The 23,493-nt window shown below is 50.9% G+C and carries 25 protein-coding genes; 17 read left to right on the top strand and 8 right to left on the bottom strand.

Translation table 11 applies throughout. The annotated features are described in order from the left end of the window. Positions 1 to 4: 4 nt before the first annotated feature. The 6 genes from QVE43_RS00125 to QVE43_RS00100 all read right to left on the bottom strand — a co-directional run bounded on the left by QVE43_RS00125 (position 5) and on the right by QVE43_RS00100 (position 5,438). Positions 5 to 1,186 (bottom strand): formimidoylglutamase, encoded by a 1,182-nt coding sequence (locus QVE43_RS00125; protein ID WP_288003622.1) that lies wholly within the window; start codon positions 1,184 to 1,186, stop codon positions 5 to 7. 96 nt (positions 1,187 to 1,282) lie between these two features. Further along, a complete protein-coding gene (gene nqrF, locus QVE43_RS00120) occupies positions 1,283 to 2,596 on the bottom strand; it encodes an NADH:ubiquinone reductase (Na(+)-transporting) subunit F (RefSeq protein ID WP_288003620.1) in 1,314 nt (437 codons plus the stop codon). 96 nt (positions 2,597 to 2,692) lie between these two features. Then, entirely contained in the window at positions 2,693 to 3,607 is a 915-nt protein-coding gene (locus tag QVE43_RS00115; RefSeq protein WP_288003618.1) for a WD40 repeat domain-containing protein, read from the bottom strand. A gap of 18 nt (positions 3,608 to 3,625) precedes the next feature. Next, entirely contained in the window at positions 3,626 to 4,147 is a 522-nt protein-coding gene (locus tag QVE43_RS00110; protein WP_288003616.1) for a hypothetical protein, read from the bottom strand. Positions 4,148 to 4,203: 56 nt separating this feature from the next. Continuing rightward, positions 4,204 to 4,743: a YceI family protein gene (locus QVE43_RS00105; RefSeq protein WP_288003614.1), complete on the bottom strand. Its 540-nt coding sequence runs from the start codon at positions 4,741 to 4,743 to the stop codon at positions 4,204 to 4,206. A 5-nt stretch (positions 4,744 to 4,748) separates the two neighbouring features. Beyond that, positions 4,749 to 5,438, bottom strand: coding sequence for a hypothetical protein (locus QVE43_RS00100; protein ID WP_288003613.1), 690 nt, complete (start codon positions 5,436 to 5,438; stop codon positions 4,749 to 4,751). A 112-nt stretch (positions 5,439 to 5,550) separates the two neighbouring features. Here QVE43_RS00100 and purN point away from each other — a divergent pair, with 112 nt between their 5' ends. From purN to QVE43_RS00025, 15 genes are all read left to right on the top strand, one after another. Further along, positions 5,551 to 6,147, top strand: coding sequence for a phosphoribosylglycinamide formyltransferase (purN, locus tag QVE43_RS00095; protein WP_288003611.1), 597 nt, complete (start codon positions 5,551 to 5,553; stop codon positions 6,145 to 6,147). Between the two features lie 49 nt (positions 6,148 to 6,196). Then, positions 6,197 to 7,735, top strand: a complete 1,539-nt coding sequence (gene purH / locus QVE43_RS00090) for a bifunctional phosphoribosylaminoimidazolecarboxamide formyltransferase/IMP cyclohydrolase (RefSeq protein ID WP_288003609.1) — start codon at positions 6,197 to 6,199, stop codon at positions 7,733 to 7,735. A gap of 163 nt (positions 7,736 to 7,898) precedes the next feature. Next, the gene (locus tag QVE43_RS00085; protein ID WP_038030839.1) at positions 7,899 to 8,927 is read left to right on the top strand and encodes a rod shape-determining protein; all 1,029 of its coding nucleotides are present in this window, start codon (positions 7,899 to 7,901) and stop codon (positions 8,925 to 8,927) included. A 46-nt stretch (positions 8,928 to 8,973) separates the two neighbouring features. After that, positions 8,974 to 9,810: a rod shape-determining protein MreC gene (gene mreC / locus QVE43_RS00080; protein ID WP_288003607.1), complete on the top strand. Its 837-nt coding sequence runs from the start codon at positions 8,974 to 8,976 to the stop codon at positions 9,808 to 9,810. A 6-nt stretch (positions 9,811 to 9,816) separates the two neighbouring features. Continuing rightward, positions 9,817 to 10,335, top strand: a complete 519-nt coding sequence (locus QVE43_RS00075; RefSeq protein ID WP_288003605.1) for a hypothetical protein — start codon at positions 9,817 to 9,819, stop codon at positions 10,333 to 10,335. Between the two features lie 3 nt (positions 10,336 to 10,338). Beyond that, on the top strand, positions 10,339 to 12,159 hold the full coding sequence (locus QVE43_RS00070) for a penicillin-binding transpeptidase domain-containing protein (protein ID WP_288003603.1): 1,821 nt from the start codon (positions 10,339 to 10,341) through the stop codon (positions 12,157 to 12,159). Positions 12,160 to 12,161: 2 nt separating this feature from the next. Next, positions 12,162 to 13,454, top strand: a complete 1,293-nt coding sequence (gene rodA, locus QVE43_RS00065) for a rod shape-determining protein RodA (protein WP_288003601.1) — start codon at positions 12,162 to 12,164, stop codon at positions 13,452 to 13,454. Further along, positions 13,451 to 14,530 carry an endonuclease/exonuclease/phosphatase family protein gene (locus tag QVE43_RS00060; protein ID WP_288003599.1) on the top strand — a complete coding sequence of 360 codons (1,080 nt, stop codon included), beginning with the start codon at positions 13,451 to 13,453 and terminating at the stop codon, positions 14,528 to 14,530. Before rodA ends, QVE43_RS00060 begins: the two co-directional genes overlap by 4 nt. Then, positions 14,527 to 15,252: a protein phosphatase 2C domain-containing protein gene (locus tag QVE43_RS00055; protein ID WP_288003597.1), complete on the top strand. Its 726-nt coding sequence runs from the start codon at positions 14,527 to 14,529 to the stop codon at positions 15,250 to 15,252. The genes QVE43_RS00060 and QVE43_RS00055 overlap by 4 nt, the downstream gene beginning before the upstream one ends. A 35-nt stretch (positions 15,253 to 15,287) precedes the next feature. Continuing rightward, positions 15,288 to 16,361 (top strand): aminotransferase class V-fold PLP-dependent enzyme, encoded by a 1,074-nt coding sequence (locus tag QVE43_RS00050; protein WP_288003595.1) that lies wholly within the window; start codon positions 15,288 to 15,290, stop codon positions 16,359 to 16,361. A 37-nt stretch (positions 16,362 to 16,398) separates the two neighbouring features. Beyond that, positions 16,399 to 16,992, top strand: a complete 594-nt coding sequence (locus QVE43_RS00045) for a MarC family protein (RefSeq protein ID WP_288003593.1) — start codon at positions 16,399 to 16,401, stop codon at positions 16,990 to 16,992. 20 nt (positions 16,993 to 17,012) lie between these two features. Continuing rightward, positions 17,013 to 17,480 (top strand): ribonuclease HI, encoded by a 468-nt coding sequence (gene rnhA, locus QVE43_RS00040; RefSeq protein WP_288004791.1) that lies wholly within the window; start codon positions 17,013 to 17,015, stop codon positions 17,478 to 17,480. 21 nt (positions 17,481 to 17,501) lie between these two features. Beyond that, the gene (locus tag QVE43_RS00035; RefSeq protein ID WP_288003591.1) at positions 17,502 to 18,569 is read left to right on the top strand and encodes a hemolysin family protein; all 1,068 of its coding nucleotides are present in this window, start codon (positions 17,502 to 17,504) and stop codon (positions 18,567 to 18,569) included. A gap of 14 nt (positions 18,570 to 18,583) precedes the next feature. Next, a complete protein-coding gene (locus QVE43_RS00030; protein ID WP_288003589.1) occupies positions 18,584 to 19,111 on the top strand; it encodes a hypothetical protein in 528 nt (175 codons plus the stop codon). Next, entirely contained in the window at positions 19,083 to 19,559 is a 477-nt protein-coding gene (locus QVE43_RS00025) for a GNAT family N-acetyltransferase (protein ID WP_288003588.1), read from the top strand. Before QVE43_RS00030 ends, QVE43_RS00025 begins: the two co-directional genes overlap by 29 nt. A gap of 490 nt (positions 19,560 to 20,049) precedes the next feature. On the opposite strand, the gene kbl is transcribed toward QVE43_RS00025, so the two are convergent. Together kbl and QVE43_RS00015 are read right to left on the bottom strand one after the other, a co-directional pair. Beyond that, positions 20,050 to 21,249 (bottom strand): glycine C-acetyltransferase, encoded by a 1,200-nt coding sequence (gene kbl, locus QVE43_RS00020; protein ID WP_288003586.1) that lies wholly within the window; start codon positions 21,247 to 21,249, stop codon positions 20,050 to 20,052. A gap of 15 nt (positions 21,250 to 21,264) precedes the next feature. After that, a complete protein-coding gene (locus tag QVE43_RS00015; RefSeq protein ID WP_288003584.1) occupies positions 21,265 to 21,471 on the bottom strand; it encodes a hypothetical protein in 207 nt (68 codons plus the stop codon). A gap of 77 nt (positions 21,472 to 21,548) precedes the next feature. Here QVE43_RS00015 and QVE43_RS00010 point away from each other — a divergent pair, with 77 nt between their 5' ends. Both QVE43_RS00010 and QVE43_RS00005 read left to right on the top strand, forming a co-directional pair. Then, the gene (locus tag QVE43_RS00010; RefSeq protein WP_288003583.1) at positions 21,549 to 22,520 is read left to right on the top strand and encodes an NAD-dependent epimerase/dehydratase family protein; all 972 of its coding nucleotides are present in this window, start codon (positions 21,549 to 21,551) and stop codon (positions 22,518 to 22,520) included. A gap of 135 nt (positions 22,521 to 22,655) precedes the next feature. Continuing rightward, on the top strand, positions 22,656 to 23,264 hold the full coding sequence (locus tag QVE43_RS00005) for a DUF2179 domain-containing protein (RefSeq protein ID WP_288003582.1): 609 nt from the start codon (positions 22,656 to 22,658) through the stop codon (positions 23,262 to 23,264). Positions 23,265 to 23,493 lie beyond the last annotated feature (229 nt).

The following is a 23,493-nucleotide window of genomic DNA, read 5'->3' as shown; positions in this document are numbered from 1 at the left end:
GTGACTATAGCAATTTTGCCGAAGCCTGAATCCAACGCTCGGGCACTTCGCCTTCCAAAGCGCGCAAATAATCTTTATAAGAGCAAGGCAAATAGTGTGGCTCGGTAAATATATCATTCCGGCTATAGGGCACTTCCACCCACCACATATCTGTGGTTTGCTGTTTGTAGAAGTGCAGCTCATAGGCATGCTTGCCTTTGCCAATAGGCACACGATAGTGCAAAAAGTCATCGTTTTGGAAGTCCACAGGGCGCCGGCGATAGAAGCCGTCAATAAAATACCAAGTCATGGTTGCCAACAAAAAGGCTGTTTGTCCCGAGGGGTCTTTTTGCGGATTGAACTCATAGAAGCCCACCGAACGGTTGAGCGGGCTTAAGCCGGCAAACCAAGCCAAGTGGCAAGCTTCTTCACCGCTAAGACCGAACAGATGTCCCGCTCCGTGCCCCGGCGCTGCCAGAGTACTCATGGCTTTCAAGTCGAAGGCTACCAGATGGGCAGCACGAATAAATGGTTCTACTTCCAGCCAGTCGTTACGCATTTGTCCGAGGCTCAATAGCGAAAAATTCAGTTTTTCGAGTGCTTCCAGTGTTTTGGCGCCATTCAAATAGGCCTGATGCCCCAATTGTACAAAATCGAAAATGTAATTGGGTTGATGCATCAACACTTTATAAAGGTGCTGTTTGCAGGGTGCTTCTTTTTCTTCGCCCAAATCTACCACGGCATCTATGTTGGCAAGGGTAATCATTTGCTCGACCCTTTCGAAAGCACGGAACTGACCATACAGCAAATCGTGGGTGCCGCCCACTATCAACGGCAGTGTATTCATGCGCAGCAGCTGCTCGCAGACCATCTGCAGGTGGGTATAGGTGTCATCGAGTGTGTCGCCGGGAATCAAATTGCCCAAATCCACTATGCGGTACTCGCTACGATGGGCTTTCAAGCGATAAAAGTACTTACGCCATGTGTCTGCTGCCTGTTGTATGCCTTCACTGCCGGCGCAGCCACCTCTGTACTCTCCCACGCCTATAATCGCTATGTCGCTTTGTTCTACTTGGTGGTGGTCCGGGTGCTCCCGTCCATGAATATGTAACTTATGAAAGAGGTCGTCGAATTCATAGGTGTGCTGCAGCAGTACCCCGGGCACGGGCGTGCACCACAAAGAAGGTTCGAAGTTGATAGGTTGCATAACGGACTTGGTTGGTTTTCCTTTCTGAATATATAAAAAACATCCCTTGTACCCAAGGCACAAGGGATGCAACAAGAGGCAACAGCTTGTATTTTATCAGCTTCCGAAGTCGTCGTAGCGTACGTTCTCTTCGGGCACACCCAAGTCACGCAACATGTTGGTAACGGCTGCCAGCATGGGGGGCGGACCGCAGAGGTAGTATTCCACTTCGTCCGGCTCAGGGTGGTCTTTCAAGTATTGCTCATACAACACCTGATGGATGAAGCCCACAAAACCTTCGCCTTCCGGGTCATCTATGTTTTTCTTCACCTTCCAGTTGTCTTCGGGCAGCGGTTCGGAAAGCGCCACATAGAAGCGGAAGTTGGGAAACTCTTTTTCTATCTTACGGAAGTGGTCAATATAGAAGAGCTCGCGACGCGAACGCCCACCATACCAGTAAGATACTTTGCGTTTGGTGCGCTCGGTATGGAACAAGTGGAAGATATGCGAGCGCAAGGGCGCCATACCGGCACCACCACCGATGTAAATCATTTCGCGGTCAGTGGGGTTGATGAAGAACTCACCATAAGGACCGGATACGGTTACCTTATCGCCGGGTTTGCGCGAGAAGATGTAAGAAGAGCATACACCGGGGTTCACATCCATGAAAGCCCCTTTCTTTCTATCCCATGGTGGGGTGGCAATACGCACGTTCAGCATGATGATGTTACCTTCTGCCGGGTGGTTCGCCATGGAATAAGCACGGAATTGCGGCTCTTTGTTGACCATTTTGAGCGACCACATGTTGTATTTGTCCCACTCGGGGCGGAACTTATCGGGTCCGGCAGGGTCATCCGGGTGCGGACGAATATCAATATCTTTGAAATCTACCACAATCGGGGGCACGTCTATCTGCACATAGCCGCCGGGTTTGAAGTCGAGGGTTTCACCTTCGGGCAGCTTCACCACAAATTCTTTAATGAAGGTAGCCACGTTGTAGTTCGACACCACTTCGCACTCCCACTTCTTGATACCGAAAATTTCTTCGGGAATGCGTATTTCCATGTCTTGGCGCACTTTTACCTGACAAGCCAGGCGGTAGTGCTCTTCGCGCTGTTTGCGGTTGATATGAGGCTCTTCGGTAGGCAGCAGATCCCCGCCTCCACTCAATACTTGGCACTTACACATGGCACACGTTCCCCCGCCGCCACAGGCAGAAGGCAAGAAGATTTTTTTCTCCGAAGTGGCCAGGGCGGTCAGCAACGACTGTCCGGGCGATACTTCCAAGGGATGCTCTTTGTCCCCGTTGATGATGATTTTCACTTTTCCTTGAGGCACCAGTTTGGACTGGGCAAACAGCAGCAAAAATACCAGTAGCAAAATAACCACTGTAAATGCTGCAACGGAAGCGACAATAACAGCTATAGACATTATTGTTTCTTTTTAGGATGGTTTCAATACTGCGCAAATATATCAATAAATCGGATAGCTAATCAAGTGTAGATGCTTTTTGTTTGAAAACATTCCTCATTCGTGGCTTTTTATCTTCCATGCTTTCACGGTTCTGTCGTCGCCGGCAGAAAGAATCAAGTTTTTGTATTTCATCCAAATCAGGGTATTCACCGAGGAATTGTGCCCTTGATAACGTTGCCTGTCAATGACTTTCAAGAGGCGCAGGGTGTCGCCGTCCCACCACTTAATGGTTTTGTCCATGCTGCCGGTTACAAAATCGCCCCCTTGATGATGGAAAGCCAACGTATTCAGTGTGTAATAATGAGCCGGTATTTCCTGCTTTAAAGCAAAATCTGCGGTTGCATCCCATACTTTCAAACGGGCATCACGCCCACCGCTGAGCAGATAAGTGCCGGCAGGATGAAAGCGCAGGGTAAAGATAGAAGCGCTGTGGGCTTCAAAGCGTTGTTTTAGCTGTAGGCTTGCTTTATCGAGTAAAAACATCACGCCTTCGCTGCCCCCTACGGCAACGACTGACTGTTGGGGGTGCACGGCGATGCTGCGCAGACGGTCTTGCGAAAGTCGTATTTTTTCAACGCAACGGAAGGTTTCACTGTTCACCACAAAAAGCACGCCTTCTTCGCCTGCCACCAACAGATGGTGTTCATCGAGCGGTTGTATATCGAAGAAACGCTTTTTGCTTAACGCCAGTGATGCAATTTCCTTTTTTTGAGCCAGGTCAATCCAGTGCAAGCCTTCATGATTTTCGGCTACCACCAGTTGGCGGGCTTGTGGATGTACATACATGGCAAAGACGGGGTTTTGCACACGTGCCAGCATCACTGCCCGCTCATGATCATGCACATTCCACTGTGCCACGATGCCATCGCCGCCGGCAGAAAAAAAGACGCCATCGGCCTCTTCTGCCAGCGCATAAATACTGCTTTTGTGCCCTTCAAAGGTGTTCAATAAACGTACATCTAAACGCATAGCTGTTTTTCCGGCAATTTACGAATATTGCCGGGACTTGAGAGTGGAAGGCGCCAAGCCAAAATGTGCAGGCAGGCTGACTTCGGGGCAGTAGTGCAGAATAGCCACCCTTATCAAAGCCGCATGGTGAATGACATGCTCCAGATTGTAAACAAGCTCCCGGAATAGTGTGCTTGGCACCGTTATTTTCTCCACATCCGGCAGCACCAGCGCTTTCAGCTGCAAGGGCTTGTCTTCCGTGATGCCCATCAGATGGGTGCGTATGTTTTCGATGGCTGCCAGAGCCATCTGCCGGTCCTCTTCTATATGCTTTTGTCTTTCGCGCAAGTCGTAGTCTATATTTCCTTCAGAGACTTGTTTTATCAGACATTCAAAGAACTCAATCATATGACGCACATGCATGCCCACGCTGTTGCCTTCCAAGAGCGGAAGTGACTGCCCGTAAAACCCGGAAGGCAGTTGTTTCAACACCGCCGACAATTCCTGCAGTGTTTCGGCAATCAACAAAGGCAAATGCTGCGGTAAAGGCGATTTTACCATAGATCAAAACATTCGTTTCAGTGAACAAAATTTTATTTCTTCATTAAATTAAGCATTTAATTTTTTAATCTTGAAACATTGACCCGGATAAATACTTTTACCATGTCGCTTAATATCCAACTTTTATCGCCTACGCCAAAATCCCGGCGGTTGATTTCCAGGTAACCGTCGAAGGTCTTTCCGTCAAATTTAAAAGGCACGGTTACCTGACGCGTCACGTCTTTGATGGTCAGGTAGAAATAGCCGATGTAGTTGCCACTCTTGGCACGCTTGAAATCGTAGGACTTCATATAGATGCGCGGAAAACGCGCCGCATCGAAGTAGTCGGCAGAAAGCAAATGCTTGTCTCTGGTCCGGTTGTCGGTATTGATGGTGGCCACCCCCACACTCGCTTCTATTTTTCCCTTCAGTGTGGCGGGGTCGAAAGCAATGGATGCCTCCAAATCGTTCAGCGTGCCGTCCACATAAAAACCGGCGTTTTTTATCTTGAAGTGTATGCTGTAGTCTTCTACCTTCCAACCCGGCTGTGCCCATGCCCAAGCAGGCAGGCACAACAACAGGCAGTACAGTCCATATTTTTTGAATAGTGGTTTCATAGTTTTCAGTTTTTAGACAGCCGCTTGATGACAGCCACACTTACCATGGAAGCCTTGTAACGGAAACGGTCGTTGTCATTGCGGAGTGGGGCTTCGGTGGTGTATTCCACAAACAGATATTGATAAGCAGCCCTCAGACGCCACCGCCCGGCAATATCATAAGTTACGTAAAAGTTTGAATTTAAGGTGCCTATATCCCTGTCGCCCACCAATAAAATATTGAATGCCGTAGGGCTTGCACTGACAGGCACCGTTTGGTTGCTTCCTTGTGCGCGGTAAGCAGCATTGCGCCGGCCGCCCACGCTGAACCCGCCAAGGTCTATATTGAAGCCTACGCGCCATTTCTCAAGCGGGCGGGCTTCTATGAGCACAAAAGCATTGAGTGCACCCACCGAAGCGCTTTCGATATACAAGGAATCAATATTGGCGGCGTCCTGACGCAGGGAGGCATCCGCTGTTTCAAAGTAGCGTTCTTTCCCTGAAAAGAAAGTGGCACGCAAACCATAGCCTGCCTCCAGCCAAGAGGTGCCAAACAATGGATGCATTTTGAAAATTGCCGCATCCGCGCTCCATTGCTGCGCCCCTGCCGCAAGGGAAGCACTCCCCCACAGTTGCTTGTTCAAGTACTGCCCGTAGCTGCCATGTGTCCACAGCAAAGCCAAAACCATCAAGATGAGTATCCGTGTGTGTTTCATCGTTTTTTTGGTTCAATATCACGCAAAATATATTGACGGAAAGTCATGGAGCTGACATTTTTTTGATACTTTTGCAAAACAAAATTCTACAGACTCAAAAGCCCCATTCATCATGACGCATCGAATAGCTGTTTTTGCATCGGGCAGTGGAAGCAATGCCGAGCAGTTGATTCGCCATTTCAAAGAGCAAGCCGCCGACGTAGGCGAAGTAGCGCTCATCGTTTGCAACAAACCGGATGCTTCTGTGCTGGAACGTGCCAAAAAGTGGAACGTTCCTTTTTTGCTTATTGACCGTGAATTGCTTTATGAGCGAACCGACGAGCTGATCGCCATGCTCAAACAACACGAAATAGACTTTATCGTATTGGCAGGCTTTTTATGGCTCATTCCGCCGGCACTCATCGAAGCCTATCCGCAGCGCATCGTAAATATACACCCTGCCCTGCTGCCGCGCTATGGCGGCAAGGGCATGTATGGCATGCATGTGCACCGTGCAGTCATAGCCAACCGTGAGAAAGAGTCGGGCATTACCATTCACTATGTAAACGAGCACTACGACGAAGGGCAGCACATCTTTCAAGCACGCCTGCCCATTGCCGAAGGCACCACCCCGGAGCAGCTGGCCGAGCAAATTCATGCTTTGGAGCACCGGCACTACCCCCAAGTGGTAGAAGCGTTGTTGCGCCGCCTTCCTGCTGCTCATGCTTAGTATCGCACGTATTTCTAACTCTCAACGAAAAAAAGATAGATTGAACGCCATGGAACTCAAAAAGAAAGTTCAAACCGCCCTTATTTCCGTTTATCACAAAGAAGGCTTGGAAGACCTGCTGCGGCTGCTGCACCGGCAAGGCGTACAGCTTTATTCCACCGGTGGCACCTGCGCTTACATCGAATCACTGGGCTTGCCTGTGCAGAAGGTAGAAGACCTTACGGGCTATCCTTCTATTTTGGGGGGGCGCGTCAAAACTCTGCATCCCAAGGTGTTTGGTGGTATTTTGGCCCGCACCCATCTGGAAGCAGACCGCCAAGACCTGAACAAGCATGACATCCCCACCTTCGATATGGTGGTGGTGGACTTGTATCCCTTTGAAGCAACGGTTGCCTCCGGGGCAAGTGAAGCCGATATCATTGAAAAAATAGACATCGGCGGTATCTCGCTGATTCGGGCAGCTGCCAAAAACTTTCGCGACGTGGTCATCGTGCCCTCACAAGCACAATACGAGACCGTGTATCGCCTATTGCTTGAACAAGAGGGGCACACCACCCTGGAGCAGCGCAAACAACTGGCTACCATAGCCTTCGACATCAGCTCGCACTACGACACCGCCATTTTCCATTACTTCAACCGTTCTACACAAAACAGCGACAGCCTGAAGATAAGCATACGCGAAAGCAAGGCATTGCGCTATGGCGAAAACCCTCATCAAAAAGGCTTCTTCCACGGCAAGCTGCAAGACATGCTCGAGCAGCTGCATGGCAAAGAGCTCAGCTACAACAACTTGATTGACATAGACGCTGCCGTCCAGCTGGCTGCCGATTTTGCCCAAGACCCGCGCCCTTTCTTTGCCATCTTGAAACACAACAATGCCTGCGGCGCTGCTTACGGGCGCTCGGTTGCCGAAGCCTATGAGCGCGCCCTGGCCGGCGACCCTGTGTCGGCATTCGGTGGTGTGCTTATCTGCACCCACCCTATCGACTTAGCGGCAGCCGAAAAAATCAACGAGCTGTTTGTGGAGGTGCTCATAGCGCCGGCTTTCGAAGAAGAGGCGCTGCAACTGCTTAAAAGCAAGAAAAACCGTATTTTGCTCCGTCAAAAGCATCAAGAGCTGCCACAATGGCAAGTGCGCACCGTACTGAACGGCATCATACGCCAAGAGCGCGACGCACAAGTAGAAACCGCCGCTGACTTGAAAACAGTCACCCGGCTCCAACCCTCCGAGGCTGAAATCAAAGACCTGCTTTTCGCCAATAAGCTGGTAAAACACACCAAATCCAACGCCATCGTGCTTGCAAAAGACGAGCAGCTGTTGGCAAGCGGCGTAGGGCAAACCTCACGGGTAGATGCCCTCAAGCAAGCCATCGCCAAAGCCAACCACTTTGGCTTCGACTTGCAGGGGGCAGTGATGGCTTCGGATGCCTTCTTCCCCTTCCCCGACTGCGTGGAGATAGCCTGGCAGGCAGGCATCCGTGCCGTTATTCAGCCCGGCGGTTCTGTCCGCGATCAAGAATCCATTGACTTCTGTGATGCCCACAACATGAGCATGGTCTTTACGGGATACCGGCATTTCAAACACTAAAAAGCGGCCGCGAGGCGCTTTTTTTCGCCAAAGTGAGAGTGCCCTCTGCGGCACTCTTATTTTTTTACTAAATTTAGCCCTACTTTTTTGGCACTTTCTCGTAAAAGTGCTATTACCATTGCTTTTTTTTATATCTTTGACGCCTAAAATCACGCATTTAACTATGGGATTAAGAGACCTGTTTATTGCCGATATCGCCATTGACCTGGGCACCGCCAACACCCTGATTATTTACAAAGACAAAATTGTTGTAGATGAGCCTTCTATCATTGCCATCGACCGCCCTACCAATAAAGTGCTGGCTGTAGGACGCACAGCCATGCAGATGCACGAAAAGGCACACAGCAACATCAAGACCATACGCCCCCTAAAAGACGGCGTGATTGCCGACTTTACGGCTGCCGAGCTGATGATTCGCGGCATGATTAAGATGATAGACACGGGGCGGCGTTTGTTTCAGCCTTCTTATCGCATGGTGGTTTGCATTCCCTCCGGTGTAACGGAAGTAGAAAAGCGTGCAGTAAAGGACTCCTGCGAGCATGCCGGTGCCAAAGAGGTTTATATGATTCATGAGCCCATTGCCGCCGCCATTGGCATTGGCATTGACATAGAGCAGCCCGAAGGCTCCATGATTGTGGATATAGGCGGCGGAACCACCGAAATTGCAGTCATTGCCTTGTCCGGCATTGTGTGCGAGCAGTCCATACGTACGGCAGGTGACGTATTCACCCGCGACATTCTGGACTACATGCGCCGCCAACACAACCTGCTCATTGGTGAGCGCACCGCCGAGCAAATCAAAATAGAGGTAGGTTCGGCCTTGGCTGAACTGGACAACCCACCCGATGACTATGAAGTGCGTGGGCGTGACCTGATGACCGGCATTCCAAAAGTCATCAAAGTGAGTTATTCGGAAATTGCTTTCTGCCTGGATAAATCCATTATCAAAATCGAAGATGCCGTGCTGAAGGCGCTGGAAATGTCGCCGCCGGAGTTGTCTTCCGATATTTACAAAAACGGTATTCATTTGACCGGTGGCGGGGCGCTGTTGCGTGGCCTTGATAAGCGCCTGCACATGAAAACCAAGCTGCCGATTCATGTGGCAGAAGATCCCTTGCGTGCCGTGGTGCGCGGCACCGGCATTGCGCTTAAGAATCTTGAGCACTACCGTCCTGTATTGATGACCTCTTAAATAACAGCGGGGGGCCCGCTGCCCCTCATCAAGCTCTTGTGTTGCTATGCAAGCATTGTTTGCTTTTTTGTATCGTATTCGTGTCTTTTTATTGTTCCTACTTTTAGAAGCGATAGCTATTGTCTGGATGAGTCAAGGCAATAGCTATCATTCTTATGTATTGAGACAGTGGGCGCGTGAATTCAGCGGCTTTGTGCAAACACAGGTCGCCGGTGTGTATGCCTACTTTCATTTACGGGAAGACCACCAAGTACTTCTGCAGGAGAACAGCCGGCTGCGTCAAGACTTATGGCATGCCTATGCCCAACTCAACCACCTAAAAGCCCTCCGTCACACCCCTGCCGATAGTTTGTTGCGCGATCGTTACGAGCTGGTCGATGCCCAAGTAGTAGGCAATCAAACCCATTTAAGCAACAACTATTTTCTTATAAACAAGGGCAGCCAAGCCGGCATTGCACCGGGCATGGGCGTTATCGGCCCACAGGGCGTGGCAGGGAAAGTGGTAAAATGCAGCCCTCATTATTCGGTGGTACTTTCCCTCTTGAGTACCAACTTTGGTGTTTCTGCCTATCTGCCTCGTTTGGGGCATGAAAGCTATGTGCGCTGGGATGGTAAAAATGCACGCTATGCCGCTCTTAAAGACGTGCCCAAGCCGGTGAAGGTGGTCCGGGGCGACAGCGTGTTCACGTCCAACTTCAGCCGCCTTTTTCCGGAAGGTCTCTTGATAGGCATCGTCACGGAAGTGAAGGACATTCCGGGCAGCACCTACCGCGATGTGATGGTGAAGCTAAGCACCGATTTCCGGCAGTTGCGCTATGTGTATGTACTCAAAGAAACAGACAAAGAAGAAATAGACAGCCTCACCGAAGGTATCAACTTTTAGGCATTTATGGGAAACAATACCATCAAAGATATACTGCTGTTTACAGGCTTCCTTTTTTTTCAATGGTTCATAGGCAGCCGCCTGCTGTTGTTCGAACAGGCCGCCTGTTTTGCTTATGCCGGCTATTGGATATTGCTGGGGCACCGCCGCCCAATCGATACCCTATTGACCGGTTTTTTGATGGGTGTACTCATGGACTGGCACTATGAAACCAATGGCATTCACACAGCAGCTACTACCCTGCTGGCATTTATTCAACCGCAGGCGCTCCGGCTGCTGGCATCGAGTAGCGGTAATGAAACGGAAAGTATCGAACGCCTGAGTCCGCAACTTACCGGCACGCTCCCATTCTTGGCATATGCTCTTCTGCTGCTGTTTATCCATCATCTGGTGTTGTTTATGCTGGAAGGGGCAGGCAGTGAGTTGTCGTGGTGGTTCATTCTGTTGCGTGCTGCGGCAAGCACTTTCTTTACCGCAACGGTTGTTTACTTATTTGGGCGCATGGCTGCTTCTAAAACAGGCTGACGTATGCAATTAGAGGGACGGAAATATTTGTTTTATACGCTTTTTGTTTTGACAGGCTTGGTGTTTGCCGTGCGGCTTTTTTTTCTGCAACTGGTCGATGATTCTTACAAAGAAGCGGCCAACCGCAATGTGGTGGAACGTTTGATTGAACAGCCCCACCGGGGACTCATCTACGACCGCAACGGCAAGCTGATTGTGTACAACGAGCCGGTCTATGACCTCATGCTGATTCCTTATGACTTCAAGGGGGTGGATACCGCCTCTTTTTGCCGGCTTACCGGCTTATCGAAGGCGGAGTTGATCAAGCGTATTCGCAAAATACCCAACCCACGCAAAGGGGGCGTAATCATCCCTCAGCTGAGCCGCCGGGAATATGCACGCCTGCAAGAGCTTTTATCCGAATACAAAGGAATATATGTGCAGGCGCGCTCGGTGCGTGTGTACCCTCATCAAAGCCTTGCCAATGCGTTGGGGTATATTGCCGAAATCAGCCCGCGGGAGCTGGAAAAAGACACCGCCGGTTACTATCAACAAGGGGACTACGTGGGCAAAAGCGGCATAGAGGCTTTTTATGAGCCGTACTTACGAGGCGAGAAAGGCATACGCTATGTAGTAAAAAACAACTTCAACCAAATTGTCGGCTCTTATAAAGAAGGGGCATTGGACAAGGCCCCTCGTGCCGGCAGCGAGCTGGTAGCTTCCATAGACTTGGATTTGCAAGCCTATGGCGAGTTGCTTATGAGCAACAAAACGGGCGCCATTGTGGCTATTGAACCGGCCACGGGCGAAGTGCTGGCTTTGATTTCAGCCCCTTCTTACGACCCTAACCTGCTCAGTGGTCCCAAGCTGTCGACCCACTTCGCCGAGCTGCTGCGCGACCCGCGCAAGCCCCTCTACAACCGGGCCATACAGTCACGCTATCCGCCGGGCTCCACTTTTAAAACCGTGCAGGCACTCATAGGGCTTCAAACCGGTGCCTTGCACCTTTACGATTACCTGCCTTGCAACCAAAGCTTGGTGGGCTGCCACGGGCACCCCTCGCCCACCAATGTAGTGAGCTCTATTCGCCACTCCTGCAACCCCTTTTACTACTTGGCTTTCCGCCGCGTGATACTTCAAGGCGGCGATGACTTTGAAACCATTGTTAAAAACTACAATCAATGGCGGCAATACGTGGAACGCTTCGGCTTTGGCAGGCGCCTGGGCATAGACATTGCCAACGAAGGCAAAGGCTACATCCCTGATGTAGGCTACTTCAACCGCATGTATGGCGAAGGGCGCTGGGGCTTCTCCAACATTTATTCTTTGAGTATAGGGCAAGGCGAAATAGGCGTTACTCCGCTCCAAATGGCCAACTTGGCCGCCATTATTGCCAACCGGGGCTACTACTACCCGCCGCACCTAATAAAAGAAGTGCGCGAGCTGGGCGGCCCCTTGCCTGCCTACAGGCAAAAACAAACCATTCCCGTCGATACGTCTTACTTTACCCCCATTATCGAGGGCATGGAAATGGCATTCAAAGCAGGGACCGTATCATGGCAGGCGCACTTGCCCCCGGACAAGCAGCACATAGTCATTTGCGGCAAGACGGGCACCGTGCAAAACCCCCACGGCGAAGACCACGCCACCTTCATAGCCTTTGCCCCCAAAGAAAAGCCCCAAATAGCCATTGCAGTGTATGTAGAAAATGCAGGTTTCGGTGGCGTATGGGCGGCAACCATCGCCAGCTTGATGATAGAAAAATATCTGACCGGCGAAGTAAGCCGTAAAGAGCTGGAAAAAACAACGATTCAAAAAACCTTTTCACCCAAAAAGCATCCATAACCGTGAGAAACCAAACGCTGCGATATATTGACTGGCTCACCGTATTTTTATATGCGGCCTTGGTACTCATAGGCTTGTTGAGTATCTACTCGGCGGTATATGCCCCACAGGACCCCAAACCTATTTACTCACTCACGCATGCAGCCGGCAAGCAGCTGCTATGGATTGGGGGCACTTTGCTCATTATCACGGTTATTTTTTTTATGGATTACCGTTTGTTCGAGTCTTTGGGGTACATAGCCTATGGCGTGGGGGTGCTGCTGCTGGCACTGGTATTGGTCTTTGGTGTCAAAATTGGCGGGGCAAGGGCATGGTTCGACTTCGGGGGCATTCGCCTGCAGCCGGCTGAGTTTGCGAAAGTGTTCACCTCCTTGGCTTTAGCCAAATATCTGAGCAACAAAGAGGTGAGGCTTAACCGCTGGCGCGACCTGTTGATTGCCTTCGGCATCATAGGATTGCCGGCGCTGCTCATCTTGTTGCAGCCGGATGCCGGCTCCACACTCGTCTTTGCTGCCTTTGTGTTGGTTATGTTTCGCGAGGGGCTTTCGCCGCTCTTTCTCATTATTCCCGCTTTGTTTGGGCTCACTTTTGTATTGGCACTGGTCATACAGCCCATCAGTTACCTTTTGTTTGCTTTTTTGGTTTTGGCCGCACTACTCATCGCCCTGTTGAGCTACCTCAACAAAGGCTTTTCTTTTAAGCTGCTTTTGGTGGTTGGCATTCCCACGCTTATTCTTATGGGCTTTGCCACCAGTGTTGACACCATCTTTCAGTCAGACAAGATATTGAAGCCGCACCAAAAAGAACGTATTTTGGTATTGATTGACGAAAACATTGACAAAGAGGCGCGGCGCTCACGTTACAACCTGCAGCAGTCGAAAATAGCCATTGGATCCGGGGGTTTTGCCGGCAAAGGCTACCTGCAAGGTACCCAAACCAAGTTCAACTTCGTGCCGGAACAACAAACCGACTTCATATTTTGTACCATTGGCGAAGAGTTTGGATGGCTGGGCAGCATGACCCTCATCACCCTTTTTGTGGCACTCATGTCGCGCATCGTGTACATAGCCGAACGCCAAAAGCTGCGTTTTGCCCGCATCTATGGCTATTGTGTGGCTTCTATTCTGTTTATGCACTTTACCCTCAACCTCGCCATGACCATGGGCTTATTCCCGGTAGTAGGCATTCCCCTGCCATTTATTTCTTATGGTGGCTCTTCCTTGTGGGCTTTTAGTACGTTATTGTTTATCTTGCTTAAATTAGACGCTCATAGAAATCAAATCTTCTGGACATGAAACGACGCATACAAGCATCGCTCTGTTTTATTCTCACTCATTGGCTTTTGTCATTCTTCTTTTTTGCAAATACAAGCATTGCCCAACAACTGCCTTTTGGCAAAGGAAAAGCAGCTGCGGGGAAGCAGTACGTACTGGCTTTTTACAATGTAGAGAACCTGTTTGACATTTATAACGACCCCGCCACCCAAGACGATGACTTCACTCCCGGCGGACGCTTGCAGTGGACAAAAGAGCGTTATCAAACCAAACTGAAAAATATATCGACCATTATTTCCCGTATAGAAAGCTATGCTCCCGACATACTGGGGCTTTGTGAGATAGAAAACAAACAGGTGCTCGAAGACCTGCTAAACACCGACTACCTGCGGTTCAAAGACTATGGCATTGCCCATTATGACTCGCCCGATGAGCGGGGCATCGACGTGGCACTCTTATACAAGCGCTATGCTTTCAAGCCCTTGGTCACCAAGGCTTATCCGGTCAATATAGCCGGCGACAAGACACGCGACATACTGCTGGTTTCCGGCATATTGGGCGGCAAAGACACCCTGCATGTTTTGGTGTGTCATTTTCCATCCCGCAGTGGTGGTTTGGAAGCAAGTGCCCCCAAACGCATGGAAGCCGCCCGCACCGTGCGCTTAATCATAGAGGCGATTCGTGCCGGTGACCCCGATGCCAACATAGTAGTGATGGGCGACTTCAACGATGAGCCCACCGACGCCAGCATATGGGACGGCCTGAAGGCACGCCCCCACTCTTTCGACCTGGCAAGCGATGAGCTCTACAACGCCATGGGCGTGCTCGATTACCTGCAAGAAGGCAGCTATTGCTACCGGGGCAACTGGCAAATGCTCGACCAAATCATATTGTCGCCCCCCTTGGTGAACCCGGGCAACCGCCTGCATTACAAGATAGGCAGCGCCCGCATCTTCAACCCTGATTATATGCGTGAAAAAAACGGGGAATATCAGGGCTACCCGCTACGCACCTATGCCGGCGATAAGTATTTGGGCGGATACAGCGACCATTTCCCCGTGTACATTATTCTTGAACAAGTGCAAACGACTCCATGAAAATATACAAGTTCATACAGAAAGGCAGTGAACACCCCAACTATTGCGAAGACTTTTTGTTGGACCTCCCCCTGGGGCGCTCCTTTTATTTTGGCGCCGTCATCGACGGCTGCTCTTCGGGCTATGACAGCCAGTTCAGTGCTGCCCTTTATGGCAAACTGCTGCGAAAGGTGGTAAAAGCCATCCCCTTCGGCCAGGCAGAGCACCGGCAAACAGAGCAGTACGTGCGCGAAGTGATGACACAGTTTGTAAAGGAACTGAAGTCGATACAAAAACGGCTTCAACTGGAAATAAACGAACTGCTGGCCACTTTTGTATTGATGTTTTACAGCGAAGAGCTCCACGAAGCTTTTTTGCTGGTTTCCGGCAATGGCGTGCTGTGTATAGATGGCGAAATCACTGAAATAGAAGCGCAGTCAGAGATGGACTACCTGGCTTATCACTTGTCCCGCTTCTCTTTTGACAAGTGGTATGACCGCCACACCTACCGCTTAAAGATAGACAAACCGCAAGACATTACCATTTCTACCAATGGCATAGAAACCATTTCATCGCCTCAACTGGGCTTCGAAAGCGATGCCTTCGACATCATTCACTATTTGTTCATAGACAACACCTATGATTACATGCCTACCATGCTTCAGCGTAAATTTGCCCAACTGGCCGATGAATATCACTGTGTTCCTACGGACGATATTGCCATCATTCGTGCAAAATTTTAGATTAAGCCCCAAAAAACATTGAAACAGCACTCCCTATGACGCCCCCCATTACTTTCAACCCGGGACCCGCACAAGTCTATGGTTTTCTGCACGAGGCACTACAAGATGCCTACAGGCAGGGCATTTTGAGCTTGCCTCACCGCAGCAAAGACTTCGAAGCCATAGTGGTTCGTTGCCGGCAACTGATGCAACAAAAACTTGACCTGCCGTCCGGCTACCGTCTGTTGTTTCTGTCGTCGGCTACAGAAGCGTGGGAAGTCATCGCGCAGTCGCTCATACGAGCACACAGCACCCACCTGTTCAGCGGCGCTTTTGGCGAGCGTTGTTTTACCTACACCCGGCATCTGCACCCCCAAGCAACGGGCCTGTCTTTCGGCATTGACCAAGACCCGGGCACCCTGCTGGATGCCATCCCTGCCGAAAGCGAACTGATTGCGCTGACCCACAACGAAACATCGAACACAACCGCCCTGCCCACATCTTTTTTGGAAAAAGTGCGCCGCACTTTCCCCGAAGCGCTCATTTCGGTCGATGCCACCTCTTCGATGGGGGGCGTGTTGCTCCCCTGGCAGCAGGCAGACATATGGTATGCCTCGGTGCAAAAATGCTTTGGCCTGCCCGCCGGCCTGGGCGTAATGTGTTTGTCGCCCCAAGCGGTCGAGCGCGTGCGGCAAATTGGCGAGCGGGGGCGCTATAACAGCCTCTCCTACCTGCTTGAGAAAATGGAAAACAACCAAACCACCTACACCCCCAATGTGCTGAATATATACTTGCTGATGCGTGTGCTCGAGTACATTCCGCATATTGTGGAAATTGACCTGCGGCTGCGCCAACGGGCTAAAGAGTGGTACCGATTTTTGGAAGAGCACCCCCAATGGCAACCGCTGGTGCAACGGGCAGACAACCGTTCGGTAAGTGTGTTGGGCGTGCAGGGCTCGCCGCAGCAAATACAAGCCTTCAAACAACATGCACTTGCACAGGGCATACACATAGGCAACGGATACGGACCATGGAAAGCCGGCAGCTTCCGTATTGCCAATTTTCCGGCTATTCCCGACGCCCATTTTCAGCAGCTATCAGAAGTTTTTTCTACCTTTCAAACAGCTTAAACCAACCTTTCATCCTCAAAACACGAATACAACAGCTATGGAACACATTCACTGGAAAGATGTAGTCACCGTCTCTTTGGTTCTGTTCTCTGTCATTGACATCTTAGGTTCAATTCCCATCATCATTGACCTGCGCAAAAAAGCCGGCGAGCTGCATGCCGCCAAAGCCACCCTCGTAGCCGGCTTGATTATGGTCGTATTCCTCTATTACGGCGATATTTTGTTGCACTTCCTGGGCGTGGACATTCAGTCGTTCTCCATTGCCGGTTCCATCATCATCTTTTTAATAGGCATGGAGATGGTGCTGGGGGCGCATTTCTTCAAAGACACCGGCGATGCCAAGACGTCGGCTATAGTGCCTTTGGCTTTTCCGCTGATTGCCGGAGCCGGCACCATGACCACCCTCATCTCCTTACGTGCCGAATATGAACGGGTAGTCATTCTCATAGGTATTGTTGTGAACCTTGTGTTGGTATATATCGTGCTGAAAGCCTCGGGATGGCTCGAAAAGCGCCTGGGCATAGCCGGTGCCAACATTCTCCGGAAAGTATTTGGTATATTGCTCTTAGCCATTGCCATCAAAATATTCAAAAGCAACATACATTACTTTATTCCCGCACAAGCCTCTTAAAACACATGTCACCACAAGGAATCATAGAAATTTACACCGACGGGGCGTCTTTGGGCAACCCGGGTCCCGGGGGCTACGGCATCGTGATGCGCTATAAGCAGCACGAGAAGGAGCTGGCCAAGGGCTTCCGTCTTACCACCAACAACCGCATGGAACTGCTGGCTGTCATCGATGCCCTCAAGCAAATCAAAGGCAGCGGCTGGCAAGTGGTTGTTTACTCCGACTCGCAATATATAGTCAATGCCATAGAAAAAGGGTGGTTAAAGAAATGGCAACAGCGCGGGTTCAAAAATACCGCCAATGCCGACCTGTGGAAGCAGCTGCTGCCCCTCTTGCAAAAGCACCGGGTGCGCTTTGTGTGGGTCAAAGGGCATGCAGGCCACCCCGAAAACGAGCGCTGCGACCACCTGGCCGTGCAGGCTGCCCGCAACAGCAGCCTCCATATAGACCAAGCCTATGAAGACAGCCTCAATAACCAAAATGCTTAAAAGCGGATACCAATATACACTATGGAACTGTTGATATTTTACGCCTTATTCACCTTGCTCACTTCATTCCTTTGCTCTTTGCTGGAAGCTTCTCTTTTGAGCGTTCCCGAATCATTCGTAGAAATGAAGCTGCAAGAAGGCAAAGCCTATGCCCGTCATCTGAAAGCCATGAAAACGGACATAGACCGCCCCTTGGCTGCCATTCTTTCGCTCAACACCATTGCCAACACCATTGGGGCATCCGGTGTGGGCGTGCAAGCCAATGTGCTCTTTCCCGAGGTGTCGCCCCTTATTTTTTCGGGCGGCCTCACCATCGCCATCCTCGTGTTTTCGGAAATCATACCCAAAACCATCGGCGCCAGCTATGCACAGCACATAGCCGCTTTTGCCGTGGGAGCCATCCGTGTCATTACCTTGCTCATGTCGCCGCTGGTCTGGATGAGCGGTTTCATTACCCGCCTGCTCAAACGCAACAAACAACAAAGTGTATTTAGCCGGGCAGAGTTTTTTGCCATGACACAGGTGGGCGCCAAAGAAGGCATTTTCCGTAAGGAAGAATTTCAAATTATCAAAAACCTGCTACATCTCAACAGCATTCGCGTGTCCGACATCATGACCCCACGCACGGTGATGGTGGCTGCCGACGAAAGCACTTCCATTCAAGACTTTTACAACAAACACCCCAAGCTGCGCTTCTCGCGCATTCCCGTCTTTCATGAAAACATAGACAACATCACCGGTTATGTATTGAAAACCGAAATGCTCGAACACCTCATCCGGCAAAAAGGCAATGAACCTTTGGCTTCGCTGAAAAGGGAGATCATTTTCATCCATGATACGCTAACCTTACCGGAGATATTTAACAAATTTATGCAAGAGCGGGAACACATCGCCATCGTAGTGGACGAGTACGGCGGTGTGGCCGGCCTTGTTACCATGGAGGATTGCGTAGAGACCCTCCTGGGCACCGAAATCATGGACGAGCTGGACAACATAGAAGACCTTCAGCAGTGGGCACGCAAAAGCTGGGAGCAGCGTGCCGCCCGTTTCGGTATCCGGGACACTACGCCCCCACCACCTGAAACCTAAAAAACAACTGTATCATGGACAACTCAATGAAGGAAAAAAAGAAAGCCCTGCGCAAGAAGCTCGAAGAGGCCATGTTGGAAGTGCTTGCCCAAGAAAACGACTACATAGCCGGGCAGTTGAAAGAAGAAGTAAAAGCCGCTGCCAAACGGCTGACCAAGCACTATGCCAAAGAGCATGAAAAACTTACGGCGCTGCAAGAAGAAGCCATACGCGAAGCCAAAGAGAAGCTGTATGAGCAGGCCCGGCAAAAAGTAAAAGAAGATACGGAAGCACAGGAAATCAATATGGAAATCACCTTCGACCTGGAAGAGCTGATAGCCAAAAAGCTGCCTCACTTAAAAGACTTTATAGAAGAAGCCTTCCGCCGGCCCGGGCACAAACAAACAAGACCTACCCACCCGGTAGAAGAGCTGCGTCAGCTGCAGGAAGAACTGCAAAATACCCTGCAAGAAGTTCTTATAGGCATTTTTCAAACCGCCAAAAAACCACAGACGAATGACTCCAAACCAACCGATGAGAAAGGAGCCCCCACCGGCGATTAAATGCCGCATTCAAACGGCTTTGCCCGAGCATTTGGACCTGCTCGTTGCCTTTCAGCAGGCAATGGCAAAGGAAAGCGAAGGCATGGAGCTTTTGCAAAAAACACTGTATGAAGGCATCAAAGCCGTTTTGGAGAACCCTGCCAAAGGCAAATACTACATTGCCCTGCACGGCGACGAGGTCGTGGGCTGCATGATGCACACCTATGAATGGAGCGACTGGCGCAATGCCTACGTTATATGGATTCAATCGGTGTATGTAAAGCCCGAATACCGCCGGCGCGGGGTGTTCCGCCAGTTCTATGCCTTCACCCAAAAGCAAGTGGCCGAAAGTAGCCAGTTCTGCGGCATACGCCTCTATGTAGAACAAAACAACGAAGCAGCCATAGCCACCTACCGTTCGTTGGGCATGGACGACGGGCACTACCGCCTGTTCGAGTGGATGCCCTGAGACCGCACCTATAAGCAGACTATGGGCACTGCCCTTAGCGCACACACAAGCATCCGGCTCAAACGAAACAAAGCAAAGCGCAACCTGTCATCTCGAACCTCACGTAAGCTTGTCATCTTGAACGAGCGCAACGAGTGAAAGAGCTCAATCCCGCCAAACCACAAGAAGCAAAAGAGATTTCTCGCTTACGCTCGAAATGACAAAGGGGGATGCTCGAAATAACAAAAGAGAAAACAACAAGCGAAAGACACAAAGAGGCTTGGTAGAAGAAAAGCGGCATAACAAAGAAAGGACGGCAACACATAAGCACAGCTTGTCATCTCGAACAAGCGAAGTGAGTGAGCGATCTCAATCCCGCCAAACCACAAAAAGCGAAAAAGATTTCTCGCTTGCGCTCGAAATGACAAAGGAAAGAAGAGCCCGAAAGGACAAAAAATAAAAAGGAAGAACCACAGCGGCTCTTCCTTTTATCTTTTTATGCAAGCGGCACTTATACCGACGCCTTCAATACGCCCAGCTCCTGCCCCACTTCCACAAAAGCGCGAATAGCTTTGTCGAGGTGCTCTTGCTCGTGGGCTGCCGACAACTGCACGCGGATGCGCGCCTGCCCTTTGGGCACCACCGGATAGAAGAAGCCTATCACATAAATGCCTTTATCCAGCAGGCGGTCAGCAAACTTTTGCGCCAACACGGCATCGTAGAGCATGATAGGCACGATGGGGTGTTCGCCCGGCTTGATGTCGAAGCCGGCTTCGGTCATCTTTTGACGGAAGTAGCGGGTGTTGCGCTCCAGCTTGTCGCGCAGCTCGGTGGTCTCGCTCAGCAAATCGAACACGGCAATGGAAGCACCCACGATGGCCGGCGCCAAAGCATTGGAAAACAGATAGGGGCGCGAACGCTGCCGCAGCATTTCGATGATTTCTTTGCGTCCGGAAGTAAAGCCGCCGGAAGCCCCGCCCAAGGCTTTGCCCAGGGTGCCGGTGATGATATCGATACGCCCCATTACGTTGCGGTACTCATGGGTGCCGCGTCCGGTCTTGCCCATGAAACCGGTGGCATGGCATTCGTCTATCATCACCAGGGCATCGTATTTTTCTGCCAGGTCACATATTTTATCCAATTGAGCGATGGTGCCATCCATAGAGAAAACGCCGTCGGTAACGATGATACGGAAGCGGGCGCTTTGGGCTTCCTGCAGCTTGGCTTCGAGGTCGGCCATGTCATTGTGTTTGTAGCGGAAACGCTGCGCCTTGCACAAGCGCACGCCATCGATGATGGAGGCGTGGTTCAGCTCGTCGGAAATGATGGCATCTTCGGGACCAAAGAGCGGCTCGAACACCCCACCGTTGGCATCGAAAGCGGCGGCATAGAGTATGGTGTCTTCGGTGCCCAAGAAAGTCGATATTTTTTCTTCCAACTCTTTGTGTATGTCTTGCGTGCCACAAATAAACCGCACCGAAGACATGCCGAAGCCATGGGTGTCGATGGCGCGCTTGGCGGCTTCTATCACCTTGGGATGCGACGAAAGCCCCAGGTAGTTGTTGGCACAGAAGTTCAGCACCTTGCGCCCGTCTTTCAGGGTGATTTCGGCTCCTTGGGGCGAGCTGATGATGCGCTCTTCTTTGAAGAGGCCTGCCTCGCGAATCGATTGCAGTTCTTTTTGCAGATGTTCTTGTATTTTTCCGTACATGGTTTATGGTTCGGTTTATGTTGAAGATGCAACAAGCGGGAAACGGCGGCGCAGACGGTTGAAAAGAAACTTCTTTTGGGCATCGAAGCTCTGCGGGCTCATCTCCTGCCACAGCGCCTGCCACTCGTTCCAGAGCTCCGGCATGTGCTGCTTCAAAGCCGCCACGTCTATTTTCTTCTTTTGCAGAAACTCTTCCAAGCTTAGCTGCTGCGCCTCTGCCATGAAATTACTCAATTTTTACTTTATAAAATGCTAACTTTGCACAAACTTAAAGAAATTTTTAAGACAACCTATCTCCTATGGCACAAGATAATATACTCGTCATTGGCGCAGCCGGGCAATTGGGCACCGAACTGGTGGCCGGCTTACAGGACATCTACGGCGAAGCCCACGTGGTGGCTTCCGACGTGCGCGACCCCGACGAAAGACGCAAGCAGTTGTTCCCGCTCTTCGAAAAGCTGGACGTGCTCAACACCAAAGCCCTTGCCGAGGTGATTCAAAAGTATAAGATTACGCAGATTTACCATCTGGCCGCCATGCTGTCGGCAACGGGGGAAAAACACCCCAAGCATGCCTGGCAGCTGAACATGCAAGGCTTGCTCAATGTGCTGGATGCCGCCATAGAGTTCAATATTGCCAAAGTGTATTGGCCCAGCTCCATTGCCGTTTTTGGTCCTACTACCCCCCGCCAAAACACACCGCAGCACTGCTCCATGGAACCTACCACCGTGTATGGCATCAGCAAGCAAGCCGGCGAAAACTGGTGCCAATATTATTTTCAGCGCTGGGGCGTGGACGTGCGCAGCCTGCGCTACCCGGGGCTCATCGGCTATAAGTCCATGCCCGGGGGCGGCACTACCGACTATGCCGTGGAAATTTACCACAAAGCCCTCTTCCAAAAACATTACGTTTGCTTTTTGAAGGAAGACACCTACCTGCCCATGATGTATATGGAAGATGCCGTGCGTGCCACCCTCGAACTGATGCATGCCGATACGGATAAAATCAAAGTGCGCACCAGCTACAACCTGCACGGCATGAGTTTCTGCCCGCGCGAAATTGCCGCTTCCATTCAAAAACACATTCCCGACTTCACCATAGAATACCAACCCGACTTCCGCCAAGCCATTGCCGACTCGTGGCCACAAAGCATCGACGACAGCGCCGCGCGCCAAGACTGGGGCTGGCAACCGGCCTACGACCTGGACCGTATGACCGAAGTCATGCTCAGTAACATCAAGATAGGCATGGAAAAAGGCGAAATTATTTGAGTGCAGGCAAGAAATGGCACCCCGGAAGCTGCCCCCGGTAAGTGGCAGCTTTTATTGGTTATGGGGCAAAAAATTTGTGCCGCCCAAACGAAAACCCTTTCTTTGCAGCAGCAAACAACTAAAAAGAAACGGGGCATGGAATCTTTTTTCATTGAACACTTTGGCATCACCTCCGAACAGTTTCGTTGGTTTGTGTTGCCTGCCATGATTTTTTTGGCGCGGGTCAGCGATGTGTCCATTGCCACCGTGCGCATTATGTTTGTGATGAACGGTAAGCGGGGCACCGCCACTTTTTTGGGCTTCTTCGAGTCGCTCATATGGCTGCTGGCCATAGGGCAAATTTTTCAATACATAGACAACCCCATTTCTTATGTAGCCTATGCGGGGGGCTATGCCACCGGCACCTTTGTGGGCATGCTCATCGAAGGCAAGCTGGCAGTGGGCAAGCTCATTGTGCGGGCTATTTTGCCGGAACTGAGCGCCGAGCTGTTGGCAGCACTCAGCAGCGAAGGGTTCGGTTATACGCTGGTGGATGCCCGCGGCAGCCGCGGCAATGTAAAAATCCTTTTTTCAGTGGTAGAACGCAAACGCCTGCCCCGTTTCATTAACCGGCTGTGCCACTACCACCCCAAAGCCTTCTATACGGTAGAACAGGTGCGCGCCGCACAGGAAGGCATCTTTCCCACCACGGCAAGCCACAGCCCGGTGGTCAGCATCTTGCGTGGGCTCACCAAACGGAAATAGTTTTATGAGTGTTTCTTTTTTTACCACAGAGGGGCACAGAGAGGCACAGAGTATAATTCTTTCCTCTGTGGCGCTCCGTGTCCTCCGTGGTGAGTGTTCCTTTTTCTTTACCACAGAGAGACACAGAGAGGCACTGAGTATAATTCTTTATAATTCTTTTCTCTGTGCTACTCCGTGACCTCTGTGGTGAGTGTTATCTTTTCTTTACCACAGAGAGACACAGAGGGGC

Origin of the sequence: Thermonema sp. (assembly GCF_026003375.1) — a bacterium.
Taxonomy (GTDB): domain Bacteria; phylum Bacteroidota; class Bacteroidia; order Cytophagales; family Thermonemataceae; genus Thermonema; species Thermonema rossianum.
This window is presented reverse-complemented; position numbering and strand designations above follow the sequence as displayed.